Source organism: Pontibacter sp. YIM B11418 (genome assembly GCF_059278805.1).
Genome location: NZ_JCAEMH010000004.1, coordinates 1 through 21314, shown reverse-complemented (window position 1 = coordinate 21314; position 21314 = coordinate 1). Strand labels below are relative to the sequence as shown.

The following is a 21314-nucleotide window of genomic DNA, read 5'->3' as shown; positions in this document are numbered from 1 at the left end:
ACAGGCTATTTTCACTCCAGATTTCTCACTAGCGTTCGAAATGCCAAAAATCAACGATCCTTCACCCGTCATAAAGATCACCGAGAGTAGTGATCTTCCACAATACCTTTAAGTTTTTCGAGCACGTATTCGGTAAATTGTTTCAGCAGACTTTGGCTGTTGCCTTTGAACACTTCCCGGAACTCCTCCGCTTTGCCATCATAAAGAAAGGAAACGAAGATGGTACCCACCGGCTTTTCGGATGTTTCGGAGCCTCCGGCACCGGCAAGGCCCGTGGTGGCGACACTGATGTCGGCATTCAACGCTTTCTTCAGGCCCATCACCATCTCATTGGTTACCTGCTGCGACTCGGCGGTGTAGAGGTCGAGGGTATCCTGTTTCACACCCAGCAGTTTTTTCTTGGCTTCGACATTGTATACCACCAGGCTGCCAATCAGCACATCGCTGCTGCCTTTGGCTTTTACCAATTCAGATGACAACATGCCGGCCGTGCAACTCTCAGCAAAGGCAACGGTCAGACCATTGTCTTTCAGCATCATGGTCAGTTCGGTAAGCTCCGTTTGATTCATAGGGTTACATTTAGTTCAGATAAAGGGTGATTCTCATACTGTTTTGCCGTCCGAGGGGTTACCTGTCAGTGGGTAGCGTTGCAGGATGCTGTAGCGGGGGTGAGGCGATCCTAACTCCGAGTGCCAGACCGCCATTTCATTTACGTGAAGTGTAACCGGATTGGCAGGTTCGAACGATTCAAGATCGTGGGGCGCTGGGCGGTCCTTGCGAAAGCGGGCAAGCGTAACGTGCGGTTTGGGCTCGCGGTTGGGGGGCGGGGCTTCAGAAAGTGCCAGCGTGAGGCTGCGACTCAGCTGGGCGAAGGCATCATGGCTTCTAAATCGGGCCCAGATCAGGCGAGGGGAGCGGGGCTTGGGGCCCGGCTCGATAGCTTCCAAGTGTAAATCGAAGGGGGCGAACTGCTGCGCCATGTGGGCGGCAATGTCCTGAATAGTGGACAACTGACTGGCCGGTACGTTGCCGATGAAATAAAGCGTCAGGTGTAGGTTCTCCGTGGGGACTTGTCGAATGGCATCACTCTTATACCTGGCGGCCTGCTCGGTTAAATACTGCTTGAGCGCATCAGGAAGCGGTGCTGCAATAAATAGTCTGGTGGTTTGGCCCATGCTCTATCTTGTCTATACTTGTATGGCTTCGCATACGTAATAACAGGTCGGGCGTATACCTAGCCTGAATTTGAACCAAGACCACGAGTATGTATGATACGAAACTTCTATAAAAAGCTGGCTGCGGGCTTTGCCTTGTTCACCCTCGAACTGATCTTTGTGATGGTGATTTTCCTGGCCTGTGTGCTGGTTTTTCTCTACGTGAGCGCCCAGGTGGTGGAGGAATCCGGCCCGATAAAGTTCGATGAGGCAGCTTTTGCGGTTGCCGCCGATTTGCAGAGCACCGGCTTTACACAGTTTATCGAGTTTATCACCTTCTTCGCCTCCCGCCACTTTATGACGGCGGCCGGGCTGTTGCTGATCGCCTATTTTTTGTTCGTGCGGAGGCATAAGTGGTATTCGCTCAAAGTGCCGGTGGTGGCGCTAGGCAGTATCTCGCTCAACCTGGTGCTCAAGTTCTTTTTTGACAGAGAACGGCCCGCTATGCCCTTGGTCGACGCCTCCGGCTTGAGTTTCCCGAGCGGTCACTCGATGATCGCCGCCTCTTTCTACAGTCTGATCATTTACCTCACCTGGAAGCATGTGGAGTCGAAGCCGCTGCGAAATTTCTTAGTGGCACTGCTCGTTATTTTTATTTTACTCATCGGATTCAGCAGGATCTACTTGCGCGTGCATTACGCAACCGATGTAGTAGCAGGCTTCGCTGCTGGTATTCTGTGGGTTATCTTTGGTATTGGGCTCCTGCGCCGCATTGAGAAGTATACCCGCAAAGAAATCGCTCCTGTGGTTGAGGAGGAATGATATTCAGGTAGAGGAATTTTTTTCGGGTGAGCTATTGCAGATAATAAATTCTGTTATACCTTTGCAATCCCAATCAACAAGGGTTAAAGGGTTTTGGGAACACATTTTGAATAATACCAAATGCGCACGTGGCGAAATTGGTAGACGTGCAGGTCTCAGAAGCCTGTGCCTTCGGGTGTGGGAGTTCGAGTCTCCCCGTGCGCACCGATTCAAAATGTTAAAAAAGCCGGCTGCAAAGCCGGCTTTTTTGTTTTTATACCTTTCTGGAGTGATTTTCAAATAAGTATTCTTCACGTGTGTGAAGGGGATGATGGCGCGAGTGTCCTCGCTTGTGTCTGCAATAGTGGGACTTCTGGGCCAGGTATAGGTTTAGGTACAGATATACCGCAAGTTTAGCGTCAGCGCAACTGGTGGTTTTGCATGGGGCCAGTTTGCGACTTCTTCGGGTTCGGCGAAGCGGCGGCCTGCTGTAGGTATAGCGGTTGGGCTATTGCATAGCTGGCTTTTGCCCTGGCCGGGCGGGCCTTACTTTTTTCCTTGATGAAAAAATCGAGGGCCCCTACCCCCAGTAAGCAAAAAAATCAAGACAATTTTGAACTCGCTGACCGCTCAGACACAAAATCGTTGTTGGTGCACCTGGCACAGCTGGCTGTTTCATCGCTTATGGGGTAAGTTACTCTTGCTATACCTGCCAGTGGCGTTTGCTACAAAACTTATACCTGTAAAGTAATAATTACAGGCTCCCCGCCTTAGACAAGGAGGGGGTAGGGGTGGTTGGATCCGGTATCTGTAGCAAAATCTACAGCGCTTATACTTGCGAACTGGTAACGGCGGAAAGTCCCCCTTCGAAGAGGGCAGGGGGATGTATAATTGTGCAAGAGAATCCTGTCAATCCGTGGGGGTAGGGGCCCTCTTTTAATCCTGTAAATCCTGATTCAGACAAGCTGTACCTGCAGACCTCGTGGTGTGCAGAGTTCCCGCGTGTGTCTCAACTGACTGCTATAACTATACCTATGCCTCTTCAGCCGCTGCCAATCTGTTAGACACTTGCAGGTCTGGAAGACACTGCGAGGTCTTTTCAAAAAGCTATACCTCACCTAACCACCCCTTCTTTCGTAAAGTGGGCAAAATGCTTGTGACATGAAAAGCCTTACCAAGCGACTTCTGAAACTACTGGCGCTGCTTTCGGCTGAAGCAGCGCTGGTGGGCTTAGTTTTTCTTGCCAGTCTGCTTGTTTTCGGCTACATGACCCGCGAAGTTTTCATTCTGCAGGACACCGGTCTGGACAGTGCTCTGTTTCAGTTTGCGGCCTCGCACCGTTCCGAAAGTATGACCCGCCTGATGCGTTTTTTCTCTTTTTTCGCCTCCGCCGACTACCTGCTGGTTGCGCCCGCCCTCATTGTGCTGGTCATGGCCTGGTTTCATCACCTGCGCTGGTACGCCCTGAAGGTATTGGTGATCACCTTTACCAGTACCATGCTCAATCAGTTGCTGAAGCGTTTATTCGAACGGCCCCGGCCCCTCACTGCCATGTTGGAGCAGTCGGGTCTGAGCTTTCCCAGCGGACATGCCATGATCGGTGGCTCATTTTATGGACTGCTTATTTACATTGTGTGGCGGGAGGTAAAGAACCCTTTCTGGCGCTGGTTATGGGTTAGTTTGCTTTCTTTATTGCTGCTGCTCATCGGCTACAGCCGCATTTACCTCAACGTGCATTACGCTACCGATGTGCTGGCAGGCTACGCGATGGGTATTATCTGGCTACTAGTTGCTATCTGGCTAATGAATAAACTCGAGAGATGGTATTTTGGAAGGTTAGAAAATTTGGAAGGGAGAAAGGTAGAGAGTTGATGTTCTATTGTAGGGACAGGTCGCGACCTGTCCGAATCGTGCACCGGTATACCTGTCCGAATCATGCACCAGTTCCACATGACAATCAGCAATTAACAATTCAACAATTTAACCATTTAACCATCTAACAATTAACAATTCAAAATTTCCCTTTGTCTTCAGCATCAGGCAGCTTAATTTAGAGTGATCAACCGCCTCTCTAAAACAGAAACTATGCCTCGCCTTCTGATTGTATGCCTTTGCTATACCTTGTTATTTCTTGCTATACCTGCCTTTGCTCAGCAGCCTGACCAGATAGCCGAAGTAAAAGCCAGGCTGGAAAAAGAGCGACGCGCCTTGCACGAAACAGGTATAAGGCCATTGCCTGAGAGAGCTAACCGCATGTTGGACCTGGGGATGTGGCAGGAGGCTGAGGCGCTGCTCAAATCAACTCCCGTTTCTCCCGGGGTAAACTTAGCTAAGGCGCGTCTTGCCATCCTGCGGCACGAATACCAGGCAGCAGAAGTGTTGGTGGGAGGGGTGCTGAAACAGGAACCTGCCAACAGAGCCGCTTTACTGTTGCAAGGCAAACTGCAGATTCAGGCCTGGGAATTGAAGGAGGCGCTGGCCACTGCCCAAAAACTACTGCGTGTCAATCCAAAAGATGAAGAGTCCGCCCTGCTGGCAGGACGCATCCTAATGCTGCAGAAAAAGTACAACGAGGCCCTAGCTCAGGCACTGAAAGTACAACGCTGGAATCCGAGCAATGCCGCCGCCTACCTGCTGGAGTCGGATGTGCTGTTCTGGGACCAGAAGCCCGAAGAGGCCGAAAAGCCTCTTGTTAAAAGCCTAACGCTCGACCCATTCAATGCGGATGCTCGCTTCAATTACGGCTATGCCATCTGGCGCCGGGTGGACGCCACACAACTCAACGCCATGGCCGCGCAGTGGGAGCTTGCGCTGGAACTCAATCCGCTGCACTATGTCACGCATTGGCACTGGGGCAACGGTCACACTAACCTCACCTATGCTGATTACGCCCAGCCGGAAGATGAAGCCGTACGCAATGCCCTGCAACCTGCTGATCAGCTGATCTCTCAAAACAAACTGCAGGAAGCCCTGGCTGATATCCGCAAAGTGCAGCAAACGTATCCGGCTTCAGTATTGCCCGACATGCTGCGCGGCTCTGCTTACTACATGGCTTTCGACCTGCCCCGCCAGCCACGACTCGATTCGGCGGAAGTTATTTTCCAGCGCATCCTTCGTAAGAAGCAACACTACGGTCCGGCGCACAATGCCCTGGCCGCTGTCATCAAGCAAAAGCAACTCGTATACCTGGCCGCTTATGACTCACTCTCGCAGGTGATCCGGCAGACGGAAATCAAGGACCCTGTCAACTTTGCACGCGTGTTTCCGGATGTAACGTACTATCCTGGAGAGACGGTGAAAAAGATGGTCTGGTCGCAGCTATACGCCAGCACGGTGTATTTCCCTTTCCTGTCGCGGCAAGGCGAAAAGTTCGTGATCCCGCCCCTGCACATTGACCTGGCCATTGCCATGAATTCGCCTTTCTTCCGACAGGCTACTACTTTTGACAACCGTCAGTGGATGGATATTAGGGGAGTAGGCAGCGGGGCAGCCGCCATTGAATACGTGATCCGGGGAGCCTACCTGGAGCGCAATGTGGTGCTGCATGAGTATGTGCACTTGTTTCATGGGCGGGTATTTACGGACGCTGAAAACCGGACTGTGCGCCAGCTTTACCATAATGCTATGAAAGAAGGGCGCACGCTCGACTATTATTCAGCTAACAACGAGCACGAGTACCTGGCCCAGACCTATCCGGCCTACTTCGAGCCCGTGAAAGTGCATCCGCTCAACCACAAGTCCATTAATACCACCGCCGACCTGAAGGCAAAGGATCCGGCACTCTATACCTTCCTGGACGAGCTTGTGAAAAGGCAGCAAGCCTACCTGGCCGGCGACAAACAGGCCATGGCCAGCAACTGGGCGCAGGTATACCTGAACCTGGCCGAACGCGAAACCCGGGCACAAAACTACCCCAAAGCGACCGCACTCCTTGATTCAGCCCTGACCTGGGACGCCAACTACCAGCCCGCCTTAATTGCCTATGCCAGTCTGAAGCAACGACAACTGGTCTTCGACGAAGCGCAGCAGTGGTTGCAGCGAGCTCAAAAAGTGAACAAGGATTATGCACCGATCTATACCGCAGAGGCGGATTTGTTTGAAGCTCGGCGCAGAGCCGGACAATTGTCGGTCCGCCGGGCAGTACAGGAGCAGCAGTCACGCTATGACCAGGCCCTTTTGCTGGAGGATGACCTGCTGACCCGCGCCCGCATCAACCAGGCTTTCCGGGAAATGTATGCCTCCTACGGTCGTCTTTCTGAGGCCATTGCGGTAGGAGAACGCTACGCGCAGGAAGCCCCCACTATCTCTACCTACCTGCGTGACCGTCGCGACGAAGCACAGGCCTATACCAGTTGGCTGCGGGGTACTGCCGCACCATCGCAGGAGGCGGAGCGCACCCTGGCGGCACTGGTTGCACGCAAGCCGCAACAGTACGAACTCCGCCAGCAGTATGCCGAAGTACTAGCCACGCAGGGCAAGTATTCTGAGGCCATCGCCACGCTTGCAGAAGCGCAGCGCATCCTCACAGCAGCTGGAACGCCCCGCCCCGGCTACATGGTACGCATGGCCGCCTGGCAGTTGCAATTGGGAGATAAAGCTGCCGCTCAGCAATTACTGGAGCCCATTAGCAACGGTAAAATGCGTGCTCGCAGCGAGGCCACGCTGCTGGCCAGGGTATACGCCGGACTAGCTGATACGAATAAGGCACAAGAAGAACTCAAGAAGCAACCCGTACAACACACGCCTGCCGAATTAGCTGATTTTCTGTTCGCCTCCGGCAAGGTATGGGAAGCGGAAAAGGATCAAAAACGGGCCCGAAAAGCCTACGAAGCCGCCCTTCGCGAGAACCCATACCTGTACGAAGCCCGCCAAAGTCTGGTCCGACTCCTGCACCAGGAAGGCAAAAGCGGCCAGGCCGAACGCCTGCTTACGGAAGGTATAGAATTGGGGTATAAGTTGTAAATCCTGATTCAGACAATTTTCTTAACTTTCTACCTCCAAACATTCTAACCTTAACTCATGAAAAATCTCTTCCTCCTCGCTTTCTTTCTTTTATTTATAGGCATGTTCAGTGCCTGCAACACCGGTACGTCAACTTCTGATCAGCAAATCGAGGAGATCGAGACTGCTACGGAAGTGACCACCGTATACCTGGTTCGGCATGCCGAGAAGGATACTACCGATGCTTCCAATGAAGATCCGGAGTTGACAGAGGCAGGACATGCACGGGCGGAGGCCTTGCGTGCTTTGTTGGAAGGACAGGAGGTGGATGCTTTGTATGCGACGAAGTATATGCGCACCGGACAGACGCTTTATCCGCTGGCCAAGGAACGCAACTTAGAGGTGGTGCAGTATGAAGGGCACGACTTTGAAGGGCTGAAAGCACGTATCCTACAAGAGCATAGCGGACAGACGGTTGTGGTGGCCGGGCACTCCAATACCCTGCTGCCGATCATCGAAGCATTTGGCGCGACAAAGCCTTTCGAAGAGATTGCAGACAGCCAGTACCGCTATTTGTTTAAACTGACTGTTCGTCCCGACAGTACGGCGAGTGTGGAGGTGACTGAATTTGGCGCTTAAGGCTTAGGCCAGCACCCTGGTCTTGCAGATGCGGTCGTGGAATAGGCGGGAATGGGAGGAAACTCTTGTTCCTGTTAACGCCTGCATAATCAATACAAAAATGCTGATAGGCTTGAACAGGTAGCGGAGGCTGGCACACCGGAACGAAATGCGCTCACCAGAATGACCCACAACGCGAAGTCCCAGCAAATGTTTGCCAATAGAACCCTGCCAGGTAGCACTTTCGGTGCCGGCAAAGTAGAGCCAGCCCATCAGTAAGTGCAGCAAGCGCTCTGACTTAAATAGAAATGCTTCTTCGTTGCTGCTGAAGGTAAAGAACTCGATCAGTCCGATAATGGAAAGCAAAAAAAGTGCGTCCAGACAAAAAGCAAGTACCCTCGTGCCCAACTGAGCCTCAAGTAGGTGCGGTTTCGCTTTCTGATAAGACAACTGCATAAGTAATAAGGAGTAATAGCACCTTAACACAAGATGCTACTACTCTATACTACATACCTGCAAGTGGGTTGCAGTATTTTATTAAAAATTGTAATTTTTAAAATAGATTCATTTGTGTAGCCGCCCGAAGTGCCCCTTCATGGCGCAAAAGCCACTCTTTTCGCCATAGGCCACTAGCGTATCCGGTCAGGCTCCCATCGCTGCCGATTACTCGATGGCAGGGCACTACAATACAGATCGGATTCCGTCCGTTGGCGGCACCCACAGCCCTTATGGCCTTCTCTCCCGAAACAGCCCTAGACACAGCCAGGTAGCTGGTGGTTTTGCCATGCGGTATACCCTGAAGCTCCTGCCATACCTGCTTTTGGAAAGTCGTACCTGCTGGCGCTAAATTCAATTCAAAATCCTGCCGCTTTCCCGCAAAATATTCCTGCAACTGTTGCACGCAGGCGCTGAGGCAGGCCGGCAGTTCACCTGTACCGTCATCTAGTGCTACCTCGTCATCACAGAATTTGACTTCCGTTATACCTAAATCTGTACCGCTGATCCGGAGCTGCCCCAAGGGAGATGGCATATAAGTAGTGTAGGTTCTGCTTTCCATAGTATGCGCCTGGCTATACCTCAAATATAGGAATTCAAACCTACGTTCGCCATCAAAGTTTGAGCGTGTGCTGGCAAACGTGGGTGTCAGGTATAGGATAGGCCTACTTACTGGCTACTGCCGTTGGCGGAGTAAAGCGCTCTACCTTGTTGTTGTTCCCATCAACTGACATCAGGTATTTGTAGATCGCTTTCAGGTCGGCTTCTTCCATGCCTGCATACATGGCCCAAGGCATAATAGTGTTGAAATCGTCAGAGCCAAGCTTTTTGGCAGTTGCTTCAGGTGTTCCGTAGCTTTTAAAGCGTTGCACAAAGGTTTCTTCTGTCCAGTTGCCTATACCTGTTTGCCTGTCTGGTGTGATGTTGGCAGAGCGTAACACGGCGCCGTTCGGAAACTTAAACTCGAACCCACCGGCCAGGTATTTCCCTTCGACAGGCGCCCCTTTCTCTTGTGGCGTGTGGCATTCAGCGCAGGCCGCTATGGTGAGCAGGTACTTGCCGCGGATCAGTTCATCGTCCAGTGTGCGCTCGTCAGTAGGAGTTGGCTTACCTGATGGGATGGTGCGCAGAATCAGATTCATTGGGAAATCTGGTTTGGAGGCCGGCACCTGGTGCTTGATCGGGTCGAGCGAACGAATGTAGGAGACAATGGCGTAAGCATCATTGGTCGTCATACTGGCATACGACTTATAAGGCATAACCGGGAAAAGCGGATCGCCATTGCGGCTAACCCCCGTCGTAAAGGCGCGGTATACCTCCCCATCGGTCCAAGTGCCTATACCTGTCTCAGTGTCAGATGTGATATTGCGGGCATAAAAAACGCCAGGGAAGCCCATGGAATGGTCAAACACGTCGCCCCCTTTGCCCTCTGTGCCAGGTATAACCGGCCCCGAGAAACGTGAAAAGTCGCGGGTAGAATGGCAGTCGATGCAAACCGCCACATGGTTGGCCAGGTAAGCGCCCCGCTCAATTAGCTCCGGCGTTTTATTAATGGTGATAGCAGGCGCTGCATCCACCTTTGGGAAGGTATAGCGTAGGTATACGACCCCTGCCGCAGCAATTACCACCAGGGCCACAAGCAACATACCAATGATTCTAAGAGCTTTTTTCATAATAGTGAGAGGTATAAGGTATAGATTCGGGGAATTGTTTGACTTTAAAGTGTAATATTTTAAATAAATATCTTTATAATCAAGAATTAATGTGTTGATAGTAAGTTATTATTAGTATAGCTTTCCCCTCATAATGTAGAAGCGTCAAAAATTTGAGTATAAAACTGAACTATGTTGCTGTATTAAATGTAGGTACATATATTTGTGAGCATGAATATTTGGTTGAGGATTCTCAGGATTAGGTCTTTCAGGTATCAACAAAAATGGTCAACACACCTGCCTCTCTCAAGAGGGGAACTACACAGGAGATATTCTCCTCTTGAGAACAGAGCCGTATCATTCAAGTTGATTCTCCCCTTGAGGGAGCGAATAGGGGGTTATCAGGTGTAGAGTAAATGGAAATTGGCCCATCACTGGCGCTTCAATGCTGAATTTACGCCCTTATATATAATCCCCTCAAGGGGATAGTACTGGAGAATGAAACAACCCTGCTCTTGAGAGGGGCAGGTGTGTTAATTGTTCACCAAATTAACTCGCAAGTTTGAGAGAAGTGGTAGCTAGCGGCATGGCTATTCTCTAGTTGATGCCCTTAGCAAGAAAAGGAGTGGGTTAATATCAAAAAGAAACAACATAAAATGAATATAGAAGAAGAAATAAAGCAGGCGGTGTTCAGGAGTCCGCACCAGAAGGCGTACATTAACCTGGTTTACACGGCGGGATGGGTTGAGCAACAGCAGAGTATGCAGTTCAAACCTTTTGGGGTAAGTCTACCGCAGTATAATGTTTTGCGTATCTTGCGAGGACAATACCCTAAACCTGCTACCGTTAGTATGCTGATCGAACGCATGCTCGACAAGACCTCGAACGCTTCGCGGATCGTAGATAAGCTAGTGGCCAAGGAACTGGTCACCCGTCAGCAGTGCCCAAATGACCGACGCACTGTCGATGTACTCATCACCGACAAGGGCCTGAATCTGCTCAAGCAGATGGACGAACTGGAAGGAGGGAAGGGAACAGGTATAACGAATTTGTCGGACGAAGAAGCTCTGCAGCTAAGCAAACTGTTGGATAAAGTGAGGGAGAAGAATTAAACCATTTTACAATTTAACTATCCAACCATTCAACAATTTATAAATCACATGAAAAAAACCGCTATTCTGGCATCACTTGCCGCCGCGCTGATGCTTTCTGCCTTTACCGGCACCTCCCGCACTGATCTAAATGCAACAGAAGTGGCCTCTCCTGCCAAGGCACGCACTTTTGCTGTGGAGACTGCTGCAAGCGAAGTAAACTGGAACGCCAAAAAAGTGACTGGTGAGCACTATGGCAAAATAACTATGAAAAGCGGCCAGCTACAGGTGGATAAAAACCGCGTGACCGGCGGCACCTTCGAGTTTGATATGAGCTCGATAACAGTGGAGGACATCAAGGATGCCGGCATGAACGGCAAGTTGGTTGGTCACCTGAAGTCAGATGACTTCTTCGGTGTAGAAAAGCACCCAGGCGCTACTTTCGTGATTACGGAAGCTACTCCGATCGCAAAGGCCGCTGCTGGCCAGCCGAATTACAACGTAAAAGGCAATCTGACCATCAAAGGTATCACCAACCCGGTAAGCTTTCCGGCTACTATCTCCGTGAAAGACGGTGTAGCCACTGCCAAAGCCGATGTGACCGTAGACCGCACCAAATATGACATACGCTACCGTTCCAGCAACTTCTTCGAGAACCTGGGCGACAAAGCAATCTACGACGAGTTTACAGTAAGCTTTAACGTGAAGGCGAAGCAGACGAATAGCTAAGGTATAGCATGAATATTCCTAAAAAAGCCCTCCCCTGTTTTCAGGGGAGGGCTTTTTTGTTTCTAGCAGGGACAGATATTTATTTGTCATCTCGACGACAGGAGAGATCTGAATGATGATAAGGCCTGCGTTATGTCTCAGATTTCTCTTAAAGGTCGAAATGACATCTAGTGTACTTGCTGGCATTCCTGGGATATCGGGAACCACTCATGCACGATTTGGACAGGTTGCGACTTATCCTAACAGGGTTGCTAATTCTTTTATCTATGCGACAATTCAAAATTTTCTGAACTATGTTTGTACAATAAATGTATATACATTAGATTTGCAAACAGAATTAGAAAACTATAATTATCTAAATTAGAATTACATGAAAAAGACAGCAATCCTTGCTTCTATGGCCGCAGCGCTTTTCTTTACTGCCTGCACCGACAGTAACACTGCAACTGAAAACACAACTGCCGTTACAACTGAAGCCACTGTTGCAACAGAAGGTGAAGCGTATGCCGTAGATACGGCTGCCAGCGAATTGACCTGGAACGGTAAAAAAGTAGGTGGTGAGCACTCTGGTAACATCAGCCTGCAAGGTGGCGAACTGTTAGTAACTGACGGCCAGTTAGTAGGTGGCGAGTTTACCATCGATATGGCCTCTATCACCAACACCGACTTGACAGATGCCAAATACAATGCTGACTTAGTAGGTCACCTGAAGTCTGACGATTTCTTTGGCGTAGAGCAGCACCCAACGGCTAACTTCAAGATCAACAGCATCAGCCCGATTGCCGACGCTGCTGCCGGCCAGCCGAACTATAACGTAGAAGGCGACTTAACCATCAAGGGCAAAACCAATCCTGTTAGCTTCCCGGCGACAATCAATGTAGAGAATGGCACAGCCACTGCGAAAGCCGATGTAATCGTTGACCGTGCGAAGTATGATGTACGTTACGGTTCTAAGAGCTTCTTCGATGACCTGGGCGACAAAGTAATCGACGATAACTTCACCGTGAGCCTGGATATCACAGCTAAAAAATAATTACCTCCAGCAGGTAAATACCACAAAAGCCCTCCCCTATTTTTAGGGGAGGGCTTTTTTCTGTTTGTAGGAGCCTGCTCCTATTTGTCATCGCGATGACAAATAGGAGAGATCTGAATCATTTCAATGCCTGTGTTATGTGTCAGATTCTCACTAATAGAGGGCCCCTACACCCAGTTCGAAATGACAAAAAAGTACATTCTGCTGGTGTTGGAGTTCAGACAGATTATTCGTGCAAGATTCAGACAGGTCGCGACCTTTCCATACAGATAGTTGTAAAATGATTAACTTGCCTGTACAAACAACGCCACCACCTTATGCCGTACAAATCTATCTATACCTTCCTATGCTTACTACTAATCAGTATCACCTCCTGCCAGACTGAAAAGCAGCCGGATGCGCAGCAGATTGTGGATAAGGCGATTGAAGCGCATGGAGGGGAGCGTTTCCTGAAGAGTGCGGTCAGCTTTGAGTTCCGGGACAGGCAATACCGGGCTTTGCGTGATGGTGGGGTATTTGTGTATAGCCGCACGTTTACGGATTCTACGGGGCAGCAGGTGCGGGATGTTTGGCGAAACAGTGGCTTTACCCGCACCATCAATGACGTAGAGGTAGACCTGCCTGAAGAAAAGCAGAAAGCCTATACCGCTTCTGTTAACTCGGTGATCTACTTTGCCCTACTGCCTTATGCCCTTAACGACGAGGCTGTGCAGAAAGAATACCTGGGCGAAACTACTATCAAAGGAGAGCCTTACCACAAGGTGCGTGTGACATTTGTCCAGGAAGGAGGCGGCGAAGGCTACCAGGATGTCTACATCTACTGGTTCCATCAGCAGCGCCACACCATGGACTACCTGGCCTACTCTTTCCAGGAAAACGACGGTGGCACCCGTTTCCGCGAGGCCTTCAATCCCCGCACCATTGGCGGCATCTTATTTCAGGATTATAACAATTATACCTTAAAAGACGAAACAATTCCGTTAGAATCTTATGATCAGGCCTTTGAGGCAGGGCAGATGGAAAAGGTGTCGGAGATTGTGCTGGAGGAAATTGAAGTTAATTCGATAGAAGGCCTGTAGGGACTGTTCGCGACCAGTCCAAATCGTGCATGAGTAAATACCTGCTATAGTGCGTCATCCCCTGCCTCCTTCAAAGGCAGGGCTGTTTCGTTCTGGCTAATTTTCCCCTTGAGGGGAGCGAGAGGGGTGTTTATAGCAGTGGAAAAACTGCATACTGTCTAAACTAATAGCTTTGCAGCATCAAAAATACACCCCTATAATCCCCTCAAGGGGATAGTCTTTGAGAATGAAACGGCCTTGCCTTCAAAGTGGGATACTCAATATGTGAGAATCATTATTGAAGTACGCATTGAGAAAAGTCTCCCTTTGAAGGGGGTAGGGGGATGACAATCATGCACCAACATCAATTACCTATCAGCAATCAACAATTAAATCATCAACAACACTTTCCAGGCCTCTAGCACCTGATGGTCGTCGAGCAGCTTCTTGCCAAGCTTCTCCAATTGCTCCCGCAACTGCGCCTGATCTTCTCTATACTTATTCAAGGTATAAGCTATTACCGGATCAGTTTTAAAGGTCTCTACTTCCTCAGCAGTAGGTATAACCTCTGTATTGCCCAATCGGGCCAGGTGATTGCCAGTCAGGATGCTACAGTGGCGGATGTGCTCTGGTAGTTGGTCTACGCCAACGCCCTTGTTGCGTACGGGCTTTGGGAGCTCGAATATGCAGTCGCCATTGGCACGGAGGTAGTAGTCACCGCCCATACGTGCGACCGCGTCTAACTTGTAAGGATCAATTTTGCCTTCCTCGTTCAGAATGTTTTCATTCACGTGGATCATTAGCACCTCGCAGATCACTAGGTTACCCGCTCCGCCTTCCGGCCCCAGGCTGATTATTTCATTCACCCGACACTCCATAGCAAAGGGCGCTTCCTTTACCCGGGGCGCGCGGACCATCAGTGATGGCTCTGGCGTCAAACCAGACTTAATAAACTCATTAATGCCCTTATCATATTCCGTGCTCGCCAGCGACATCTGCTCAACAATATCGTAGTTGCCGATGTTAATAACCACTTCCCGGGTTGTTTCCACATTCTCCAATGTATGCTTTCCGGTATTGTCACGCACCCGTCGGGCAGGGGAGAAGACCACGATAGGCGGTTTGGCGCTGAACACATTGAAGAAACTAAACGGGCTTAGGTTCACATTCCCTTCCTCATCTATCGTACTAGCAAAGGCAATTGGCCGAGGCGCAATAGCCCCTAACAATAAAGCATGTACTTCAGCCGTTTTGGTTTCTTTCGGGTTTATGGTTTTCATGGTATGTCTGTATAAGAGGGTATCAAAAGAGAACGCAATTTACGAAATGTATGGATGTAGAAAGAAAAGGCAGAAGGTTGTATGTCACTTCGGCGATAGGAGAAATCTGGAGTAGTGTTCAAGCTCTGATTTGATTCAGATTTCTCATTAGCGTTCAGGATGATAGCGGAAGAGCACACATGTTTAGTCAAGGCAATATAGATAGGATGTTGAAAAGCTGGAAATTCCCAAGACTAAAAGCTGTTTTCAAAAACATTTTATGTAATTTTGCTTTCTAGCGACAATGTGTTTGTGTCGCTGAGACTTAATAATGCCTTTTAGCTTATTGCATTAGCAAATGCTATTGACCCTATATGAAAATTAAACTAGTACTCTTCCTGAGTCTTCTCTTCTTCGCCTCCTGTAGTTCACTACGCACTCGTAACATCGTTTATTTTAGTGACTTGGAGCAGAAAGCTTTACTTACTGAAACTGTCGAGATAAAGCGCCTGACCATAAAGCCGGGTGATTTGCTTACTATTGATGTGCTAACTCCTAATATGGAAACCAATATGCTGTTTAGTCGTGGTATAATCATAGAAGAAGGTGCTGGTGGTGGCATGATGCGTCAGATAGGAAATGAAAACCAAGGTTACTTAGTAGATACCCGTGGTACGATAGACTTTCCTGTAATCGGCAATTTGCTGGTAAGTGGGCTGACTACGGAACAAGTACGGGATTCAATCCTATTGCAGGTAGGCGAATATGTGCAGGATCCGATCGTGAAAGTAAGACTGCAGAATTTCCGTTTTACGATGATGGGGGAGACGGGACCTAGAGTAGTGGATGTGCCTGCTGATAACGAAGAAGTTAATATACTGGAAGGGCTTGCGATGGCAGGCGGCATTTCTATTTACGGTAAAATGGGAAACGTGCTCATTATTCGGGAGCAGGATGGTCAGCGCAGCATGGCTCGCCTTGACTTGAATAAAAAAGAAACTTTATATTCACCATTTTTTTATTTGCAGCAGAATGATATTATATATGTAGAGCCTGACAAAGCGAAGGTAAGTGGTACCAGCTTTATCCGTCGTAACTGGGGCTTCGCTGCAGGCATTGTCTCATCTGCCTTGGTGCTCTATCAATTATTAAAATAACTTAATACTTCCTTAAATAATGTCCGAACTCGATTTTCAGGAAGATAATTCTGAGTCTTTAGATATAAAAGCACTCGTAATGCGTTACCTGCGTTACTGGTACCTTTTTCTTATAGGGGTAGCTATTGCTCTCGCGGCCGCCCATTTATACTTACGTTACTCTACCCCAGTTTATAGCATCAAAGCAACTATCCTGATCAAAGATGAGAGCGGCGCTGATTTAGCTAGTAGTGGCGTGTTGGGAGATTTAGCTGGATTAAAGGCTAATAAATCCTTCTCTAACGAAGTCCTTATTATCAAATCCAAGGGCTTGATGGAGCGTGTTCTTCAAGAACTTGGTCTTGAAGTTTCTTACTACGGGGAAGGACGCATCAAGTCACCTGAATTGTATGGAGGCCGAAGTCCAATTAAAGCAGTAGTTGCACAGTTGGATTCTGCAGGCTTAGGTAAAAGCTTTGTGGTGGAGGTCGAAGATGGCAATACCTTCAGTATCTGGGAAGGAGAAAGCAAAGTATCAACCCATAAGTTCGGGGAGCAGATTAGCAAGCGATACGGTACTTTCACTATAGTGGCTGATTCTGATGTAACAAATGACAAAGGGCGTCGTGTCTTGGTTCGTTTTAACGACCTGCGTAAGTTGGCCAGTCGTTATAGCAAGCAACTGGGTGTGAAGAGCATAAATGAATTTGCCACGGTCATGGAACTTAGCTTGGTTGACCCTGTACCTGCTAAAGGCAAAGATATTCTGAACAAACTGATTGAAGTCTATAACCGAGAGTCAATCAATGAAAAAAATCTGGCAGTAACGAAAACAATCCAGTTTATCGATGAGCGCCTTGTATACCTGACAGGAGAGCTAAGCGAAGTAGAAAAAGATGTAGAAGAATATTTGCAGGAGAACCGGATTATAGATCAATCGGCTAGTGGAGGTCTCTATTTAAGTACTGCACATGGCTTAAACCAGCAGATCACTGAAAACGAGATCAAATTGGAAATCCTGATGTCGGTAGAATCTTACCTTCAGAATGAAGAAAATAGGTATGAACTAGTTCCTACCAGCCTCAATATTGCTGATCCCACTTTGGGAGGATTGATTAGTAATTTTAATGAACTGCAGAATCAGCGTCGTAGACTGGGCCGCTCTGTGACTGATAATAACCCTGTTTTGCTTAACGTAAACGAGCAACTTGAAATACTACGTCTTAATATTCTGGAGAACATACGCAACATCCGGGAAGGACTACTAGTAGTTCGACGAAATTTGCAGGCCAATGCCAAGCAGTTTGAGTCACAGGTACGTCAGGTACCCTCTATGCAGCGGGAATTGACCAAGATCAGTCGTCAGCAAGGTGTTAAGGAGGGATTATACCTGTACCTGCTTCAGAAACGTGAAGAAGCAGCCCTATCACAGGCTATTACACCTTCCAATTCTCGCATCATTGATCCGGCAGCGGCAGGCGGAAGTCCGATTGAGCCTCAGTCTAATACCATTTATTTGATGGCGCTGTTAGCCGGTCTGGCTATACCTTTTGCCGGAATTCTTCTGCGCGATATGCTGAATGATACCGTGCAAGAATTACGTGATGTGGAGAGAGGTACTTCTACTCCTATATTGGGCGAAATAGGGCACAACGAATCTGGCAATATGCTTGTAATATCACAAGAGAGCCGTAGTTCCAGTGCCGAACTGTTCAGGCTCTTGCGAGCCAACTTACAGTTTGCTGCGAGCGGAAAGGAGAATAAGGTGATTTTGGTTACGTCCAGTATGAGTGGCGAGGGGAAAACTTTCTTTAGCTTGAATTTGGCAGCCAGCCTTATGATGACGGGTAAAAGAGTCGTGGTACTTGGTTTTGACTTGCGCAAGCCAAAACTGACACAAGGGGTGAACCTGCCAAACAACATTGGTATCACGAATTTCTTGATATCCGATACAGTTCAGGTTGAAGATATGATCCAGTTTGCTCCTGAAATGCCAGAACTCGCCATCATTGGTTCAGGACCTATACCTCCAAACCCAGCAGAACTAATGCTATTACCGAAAATTGGTGTGCTTCTAGAAGAACTGAAGGTAAGCTTTGATTACATTATTCTTGATTCTTCTCCTGTAGGTCAAGTAGCGGATACCTTAGCGCTTGCACCTTATATTGACTCTAGCATATATATTGTGCGTTATAACTACACGCATAAGAAACAACTCCAAATCATCGACGACCTTTATAAGAGCCGTAAGCTCAAGCACCCAATGATCGTGCTGAACGACGCCAAAAAGAGCAACAGCTACGGTTACTCTTATGGCTATGGTTACGGTTATGGAAATTATTATGAAGATGAGAAGAAAGGGCTTGGCAGGAAGCTGAAAAAATTAGTGAAAGGGTGACACTCCACCCCAACCCTCCCTTATAAACAGGGGAGGGAGGTGAAATTCAATAGCCGATAATAAAAATATTTTTTAATGCACCCTCCATTTTTTTAGGAGGGTGTTGGGGTAAGAAGAAAAACAAACATAAAAATGTCAGGTATAGAAATGACAGTTATTGATAATGCTAGAGTCGCCGTAATCGGCTTAGGTTATGTAGGTTTGCCACTAGCCGTTGAATTTGCAAAGAAGTTTCCGACTATTGGTTTTGATATCAATGAAGGGCGTGTTCAGGAATTAAACTCAGGCTATGATCGTACACTTGAAGTAGCGGATGAATATTTGAAATCAGTTATAATTCCCGATGCTAGCGTGCAGACCGGCTTATTTTGCTCAAATCAACTGCAAGATATTGAAGCCTGCAACTATTATATTGTAACAGTACCTACCCCGGTAGACCGGCACAACCGGCCTGACTTAACCCCGCTCTACAAAGCTAGTGAAACAGTTGGTAAAGTATTGAAGCGTGGCGATATCGTCATCTACGAATCTACTGTTTACCCAGGGGTTACAGAAGAAGAATGTGTACCGGTGCTGGAGCGTGTATCCGGGCTGAAGTTCAACGAGGACTTCTTCGCAGGCTACTCGCCTGAGCGCATCAACCCAGGCGACAAGGAGCACACCGTGGCTAAAATCCTAAAGATAACTTCCGGTTCTACACCTGGAACTGCAGAAAAAGTAGATAAACTTTACAGAAGCGTGATCACGGCTGGTACTCACAAAGCAACCTCCATCAAAGTAGCTGAGGCGGCCAAAGTGATCGAGAACGCGCAGCGTGATATCAATATCGCCTTTGTCAACGAGTTGGCCAAGATCTTCAATCGCTTAAATATCGACACTGATGAAGTATTAGAGGCTGCTGGTACAAAATGGAACTTCCTGAAGTTTAAACCCGGCCTGGTAGGAGGCCATTGTATTGGGGTTGATCCGTACTATCTGGCTCAGAAGGCCCAGGAGGCGGGTTACCATCCAGAGATCATCTTGGCTGGCCGTAGGCTCAACGACAGTATGGGCGAGTATGTGGCCCATGAGGTGATCAAACTGATGGTGAAGAAGGACATTCCGGTAAAAGGGGCCAGAATCCTTGTGCTTGGAATTACTTTCAAAGAGAACTGCCCGGATGTACGTAACACGAAAGTAGTGGACATCCTGCACACGCTGAAAGACTACGACACCAATATTACGATCTACGACCCATGGGCTGAGCCAGATGAAGTGAAACACGAATATGGATGGGATTCTGTGAAGGAGCTTAACTGCACCACAGACTGCGATGCCATCATTCTGGCCGTCTCACACAATGAGTTCAAGTCACTCGACTTAAGCAAGCTATGCAAAGAAAAAGCCGTGATCTACGACGTAAAAGGCGTTCTTCCCAAAGAACTCTCCGACGCACGTTTGTAGGTAAACGACCTAAGTAGAAAATTCCCCTCCTCGGAGAGCAATGGGTGGCTTAGAGCACTCTTAACTCTTAATTTTTAACTAAGTAAAAGTGTACAATAATCCCTATCATACAAAGAACTTAAGCCAAAGCAACTTCCTTATCACAGGCGGGGCGGGCTTCATCGGCTCCAATATCGTCGAGTACCTTCTTAAGTACGGGGCTGGCAAGGTGCGCGTGTTGGATAATTACTCCACCGGCTCCCAAGCCAACATTGAGGAGTTTAAGAGCAATCCAGCCTTCGAGCTGATGGAGGGTGATATCCGGGACTTAGAAACCTGTCGAAGAGCATCGGAAGGCATTGACTATATATCGCACCAGGCAGCATTGGGCTCAGTACCTCGTTCTATAAACGACCCGATTACCAGCAATGAGGTAAATGTGAGCGGCTTTCTAAACATGCTGGTAGCTGCTAGGGATGAAAGTGTCAAAAGTTTTGTGTATGCCGCCAGTTCTAGCACTTACGGTGATCATCCGGGGCTACCTAAAGTAGAGGATCAGATTGGCAATCCACTGTCTCCCTATGCCGTGACTAAGTATGTGAACGAACTGTATGGGAGCGTTTTCTCCAAGACCTACGACTTCCACACCATAGGGCTGCGCTACTTCAACGTGTTCGGGCCAAAACAGAACCCGAAGGGACCGTACGCGGCGGTAATACCGCTCTTCATTGAGGCTGCTATCAAGGGCGAAGCACCTTATATCAATGGGGACGGGGAGACGAGCCGGGACTTCACCTTTGTGGAGAATGCAGTGCAGGCAAATATCAAGGCCATGCTAATTGAAGATTTAAGGCAGCATGAAGTAGTAAACATTGCTTATGGTGAGCGGACTACTCTGAACCAGTTATGGCAAAAAATAACTGAAACCGCAGGTGTAGAACTAGTCCCAGAATATCGGGAGGAGCGAAAAGGCGATGTACGACACAGCTTGGCAAACATTAGCAAAGCAAGCCAACTGATAGACTACAATCCTGAATTTTCTGTTGCAAAAGGTTTAGATTTAACATTCAACTGGTATAAGCAAGGTGGCATTGTAGAACAATAATCTTCTCCTTAGATAAGTAGGGGTTAGACAAACTATCATGAGATAAATTAAACATTATGAACCTACTGATCACCGGGGGAGCCGGCTTCATTGGCTCGCACGTAGTGCGGCTATTTGTGGAAGCTTACCCCGGCTACAACATCTTCAACCTCGACGCGCTCACCTACGCGGGCAACCTGCAGAACCTGGTGGACGTGGAGAGTAGGGAGAACTACACCTTCCTCAGGGGCGACATCACCGACGCTGCCTTCCTGGAGGAGATATTTTCTGAGCACAGATTTGAGGCGGTCATCCATTTGGCGGCCGAGTCGCACGTCGACCGCTCGATTGCCGGGCCGATGGCCTTCGTGCAGACTAACGTGATGGGCACAGTCAACCTGCTGGAAGCCTGCCGCCACACCTGGGCCGGAGACTACGAAGGC

The 21314-nt window shown here is 48.6% G+C and carries 19 protein-coding genes and 1 tRNA gene; 14 read left to right on the top strand and 6 right to left on the bottom strand.

Annotated elements, in window-relative coordinates; translation table 11 throughout:
• Positions 1 to 77: 77 nt before the first annotated feature.
• Entirely contained in the window at positions 78 to 569 is a 492-nt protein-coding gene (locus AC4QZR_RS10650; protein WP_494480911.1) for a CinA family protein, read from the bottom strand.
• Positions 570 to 602: 33 nt separating this feature from the next.
• A complete protein-coding gene (thpR, locus tag AC4QZR_RS10645) occupies positions 603 to 1175 on the bottom strand; it encodes an RNA 2',3'-cyclic phosphodiesterase (protein ID WP_494480910.1) in 573 nt (190 codons plus the stop codon).
• Between the two features lie 93 nt (positions 1176 to 1268).
• Here thpR and AC4QZR_RS10640 point away from each other — a divergent pair, with 93 nt between their 5' ends.
• The 5 genes from AC4QZR_RS10640 (at position 1269) to AC4QZR_RS10620 (ending at position 7535) form a co-directional block, all read left to right on the top strand.
• Complete coding sequence (locus AC4QZR_RS10640) at positions 1269 to 1976, top strand: phosphatase PAP2 family protein (RefSeq protein ID WP_494480909.1); 708 nt, start codon at positions 1269 to 1271, stop codon at positions 1974 to 1976.
• Between the two features lie 122 nt (positions 1977 to 2098).
• Positions 2099 to 2180 (top strand) — tRNA-Leu (locus AC4QZR_RS10635).
• Between the two features lie 936 nt (positions 2181 to 3116).
• Complete coding sequence (locus AC4QZR_RS10630) at positions 3117 to 3827, top strand: phosphatase PAP2 family protein (RefSeq protein ID WP_494480908.1); 711 nt, start codon at positions 3117 to 3119, stop codon at positions 3825 to 3827.
• A gap of 213 nt (positions 3828 to 4040) precedes the next feature.
• Positions 4041 to 6917 (top strand): tetratricopeptide repeat protein, encoded by a 2877-nt coding sequence (locus AC4QZR_RS10625; protein ID WP_494480907.1) that lies wholly within the window; start codon positions 4041 to 4043, stop codon positions 6915 to 6917.
• Positions 6918 to 6974: 57 nt separating this feature from the next.
• Positions 6975 to 7535: a SixA phosphatase family protein gene (locus tag AC4QZR_RS10620; RefSeq protein WP_494480906.1), complete on the top strand. Its 561-nt coding sequence runs from the start codon at positions 6975 to 6977 to the stop codon at positions 7533 to 7535.
• 3 nt (positions 7536 to 7538) lie between these two features.
• Here AC4QZR_RS10620 and AC4QZR_RS10615 read toward each other — a convergent pair whose 3' ends face one another.
• The 3 genes from AC4QZR_RS10615 to AC4QZR_RS10605 all read right to left on the bottom strand — a co-directional run bounded on the left by AC4QZR_RS10615 (position 7539) and on the right by AC4QZR_RS10605 (position 9682).
• Positions 7539 to 7970, bottom strand: a complete 432-nt coding sequence (locus AC4QZR_RS10615; RefSeq protein WP_494480905.1) for an RDD family protein — start codon at positions 7968 to 7970, stop codon at positions 7539 to 7541.
• A 97-nt stretch (positions 7971 to 8067) separates the two neighbouring features.
• Positions 8068 to 8544: a methylated-DNA--[protein]-cysteine S-methyltransferase gene (locus AC4QZR_RS10610; protein WP_494480904.1), complete on the bottom strand. Its 477-nt coding sequence runs from the start codon at positions 8542 to 8544 to the stop codon at positions 8068 to 8070.
• Positions 8545 to 8674: 130 nt separating this feature from the next.
• Complete coding sequence (locus AC4QZR_RS10605) at positions 8675 to 9682, bottom strand: c-type cytochrome (protein WP_494480903.1); 1008 nt, start codon at positions 9680 to 9682, stop codon at positions 8675 to 8677.
• A gap of 635 nt (positions 9683 to 10317) precedes the next feature.
• Here AC4QZR_RS10605 and AC4QZR_RS10600 point away from each other — a divergent pair.
• From AC4QZR_RS10600 to AC4QZR_RS10585, 4 genes are all read left to right on the top strand, one after another.
• Positions 10318 to 10773: a MarR family winged helix-turn-helix transcriptional regulator gene (locus tag AC4QZR_RS10600; protein WP_188502458.1), complete on the top strand. Its 456-nt coding sequence runs from the start codon at positions 10318 to 10320 to the stop codon at positions 10771 to 10773.
• Between the two features lie 48 nt (positions 10774 to 10821).
• Positions 10822 to 11481: a YceI family protein gene (locus tag AC4QZR_RS10595; protein ID WP_494480902.1), complete on the top strand. Its 660-nt coding sequence runs from the start codon at positions 10822 to 10824 to the stop codon at positions 11479 to 11481.
• 370 nt (positions 11482 to 11851) lie between these two features.
• Positions 11852 to 12514: a YceI family protein gene (locus AC4QZR_RS10590; RefSeq protein ID WP_494480901.1), complete on the top strand. Its 663-nt coding sequence runs from the start codon at positions 11852 to 11854 to the stop codon at positions 12512 to 12514.
• Between the two features lie 317 nt (positions 12515 to 12831).
• Positions 12832 to 13593: a DUF6503 family protein gene (locus AC4QZR_RS10585; protein WP_494480900.1), complete on the top strand. Its 762-nt coding sequence runs from the start codon at positions 12832 to 12834 to the stop codon at positions 13591 to 13593.
• Between the two features lie 368 nt (positions 13594 to 13961).
• Here the strand turns inward: AC4QZR_RS10585 and AC4QZR_RS10580 are convergent, their stop codons facing one another.
• Positions 13962 to 14852 carry a flavin reductase family protein gene (locus AC4QZR_RS10580; protein WP_494480899.1) on the bottom strand — a complete coding sequence of 297 codons (891 nt, stop codon included), beginning with the start codon at positions 14850 to 14852 and terminating at the stop codon, positions 13962 to 13964.
• 353 nt (positions 14853 to 15205) lie between these two features.
• Here AC4QZR_RS10580 and AC4QZR_RS10575 point away from each other — a divergent pair, with 353 nt between their 5' ends.
• From AC4QZR_RS10575 to AC4QZR_RS10555, 5 genes are all read left to right on the top strand, one after another.
• On the top strand, positions 15206 to 15988 hold the full coding sequence (locus tag AC4QZR_RS10575) for a polysaccharide biosynthesis/export family protein (protein ID WP_494480898.1): 783 nt from the start codon (positions 15206 to 15208) through the stop codon (positions 15986 to 15988).
• A gap of 19 nt (positions 15989 to 16007) precedes the next feature.
• Positions 16008 to 18365 carry a GumC family protein gene (locus AC4QZR_RS10570; protein ID WP_494480897.1) on the top strand — a complete coding sequence of 786 codons (2358 nt, stop codon included), beginning with the start codon at positions 16008 to 16010 and terminating at the stop codon, positions 18363 to 18365.
• A 132-nt stretch (positions 18366 to 18497) separates the two neighbouring features.
• Positions 18498 to 19808: a nucleotide sugar dehydrogenase gene (locus AC4QZR_RS10565; protein WP_494480896.1), complete on the top strand. Its 1311-nt coding sequence runs from the start codon at positions 18498 to 18500 to the stop codon at positions 19806 to 19808.
• A gap of 88 nt (positions 19809 to 19896) precedes the next feature.
• Positions 19897 to 20892 carry an SDR family oxidoreductase gene (locus AC4QZR_RS10560; protein WP_494480895.1) on the top strand — a complete coding sequence of 332 codons (996 nt, stop codon included), beginning with the start codon at positions 19897 to 19899 and terminating at the stop codon, positions 20890 to 20892.
• A gap of 56 nt (positions 20893 to 20948) precedes the next feature.
• The coding region (locus tag AC4QZR_RS10555) for a GDP-mannose 4,6-dehydratase (protein WP_494480894.1) at positions 20949 to 21314 on the top strand (366 nt) is incomplete at its 3' end.

What these genes read in the sequence shown, in the direction of transcription:
- AC4QZR_RS10580 (WP_494480899.1), bottom strand. Translation starts at nt 14,852, where the DNA reads ATGAAAACCATAAACCCGAAAGAAACCAAAACGGCTGAAGTACATGCT.
- AC4QZR_RS10620 (WP_494480906.1), top strand. Translation starts at nt 6,975, where the DNA reads ATGAAAAATCTCTTCCTCCTCGCTTTCTTTCTTTTATTTATAGGCATG.
- AC4QZR_RS10650 (WP_494480911.1), bottom strand. Translation starts at nt 569, where the DNA reads ATGAATCAAACGGAGCTTACCGAACTGACCATGATGCTGAAAGACAAT.
- AC4QZR_RS10610 (WP_494480904.1), bottom strand. Translation starts at nt 8,544, where the DNA reads ATGCCATCTCCCTTGGGGCAGCTCCGGATCAGCGGTACAGATTTAGGT.
- AC4QZR_RS10625 (WP_494480907.1), top strand. Translation starts at nt 4,041, where the DNA reads ATGCCTCGCCTTCTGATTGTATGCCTTTGCTATACCTTGTTATTTCTT.
- AC4QZR_RS10600 (WP_188502458.1), top strand. Translation starts at nt 10,318, where the DNA reads ATGAATATAGAAGAAGAAATAAAGCAGGCGGTGTTCAGGAGTCCGCAC.
- AC4QZR_RS10595 (WP_494480902.1), top strand. Translation starts at nt 10,822, where the DNA reads ATGAAAAAAACCGCTATTCTGGCATCACTTGCCGCCGCGCTGATGCTT.
- AC4QZR_RS10630 (WP_494480908.1), top strand. Translation starts at nt 3,117, where the DNA reads ATGAAAAGCCTTACCAAGCGACTTCTGAAACTACTGGCGCTGCTTTCG.
- AC4QZR_RS10565 (WP_494480896.1), top strand. Translation starts at nt 18,498, where the DNA reads ATGTCAGGTATAGAAATGACAGTTATTGATAATGCTAGAGTCGCCGTA.
- AC4QZR_RS10590 (WP_494480901.1), top strand. Translation starts at nt 11,852, where the DNA reads ATGAAAAAGACAGCAATCCTTGCTTCTATGGCCGCAGCGCTTTTCTTT.
- AC4QZR_RS10570 (WP_494480897.1), top strand. Translation starts at nt 16,008, where the DNA reads ATGTCCGAACTCGATTTTCAGGAAGATAATTCTGAGTCTTTAGATATA.
- AC4QZR_RS10575 (WP_494480898.1), top strand. Translation starts at nt 15,206, where the DNA reads ATGAAAATTAAACTAGTACTCTTCCTGAGTCTTCTCTTCTTCGCCTCC.
- AC4QZR_RS10585 (WP_494480900.1), top strand. Translation starts at nt 12,832, where the DNA reads ATGCCGTACAAATCTATCTATACCTTCCTATGCTTACTACTAATCAGT.
- AC4QZR_RS10640 (WP_494480909.1), top strand. Translation starts at nt 1,269, where the DNA reads ATGATACGAAACTTCTATAAAAAGCTGGCTGCGGGCTTTGCCTTGTTC.
- AC4QZR_RS10615 (WP_494480905.1), bottom strand. Translation starts at nt 7,970, where the DNA reads ATGCAGTTGTCTTATCAGAAAGCGAAACCGCACCTACTTGAGGCTCAG.
- thpR (WP_494480910.1), bottom strand. Translation starts at nt 1,175, where the DNA reads ATGGGCCAAACCACCAGACTATTTATTGCAGCACCGCTTCCTGATGCG.
- AC4QZR_RS10605 (WP_494480903.1), bottom strand. Translation starts at nt 9,682, where the DNA reads ATGAAAAAAGCTCTTAGAATCATTGGTATGTTGCTTGTGGCCCTGGTG.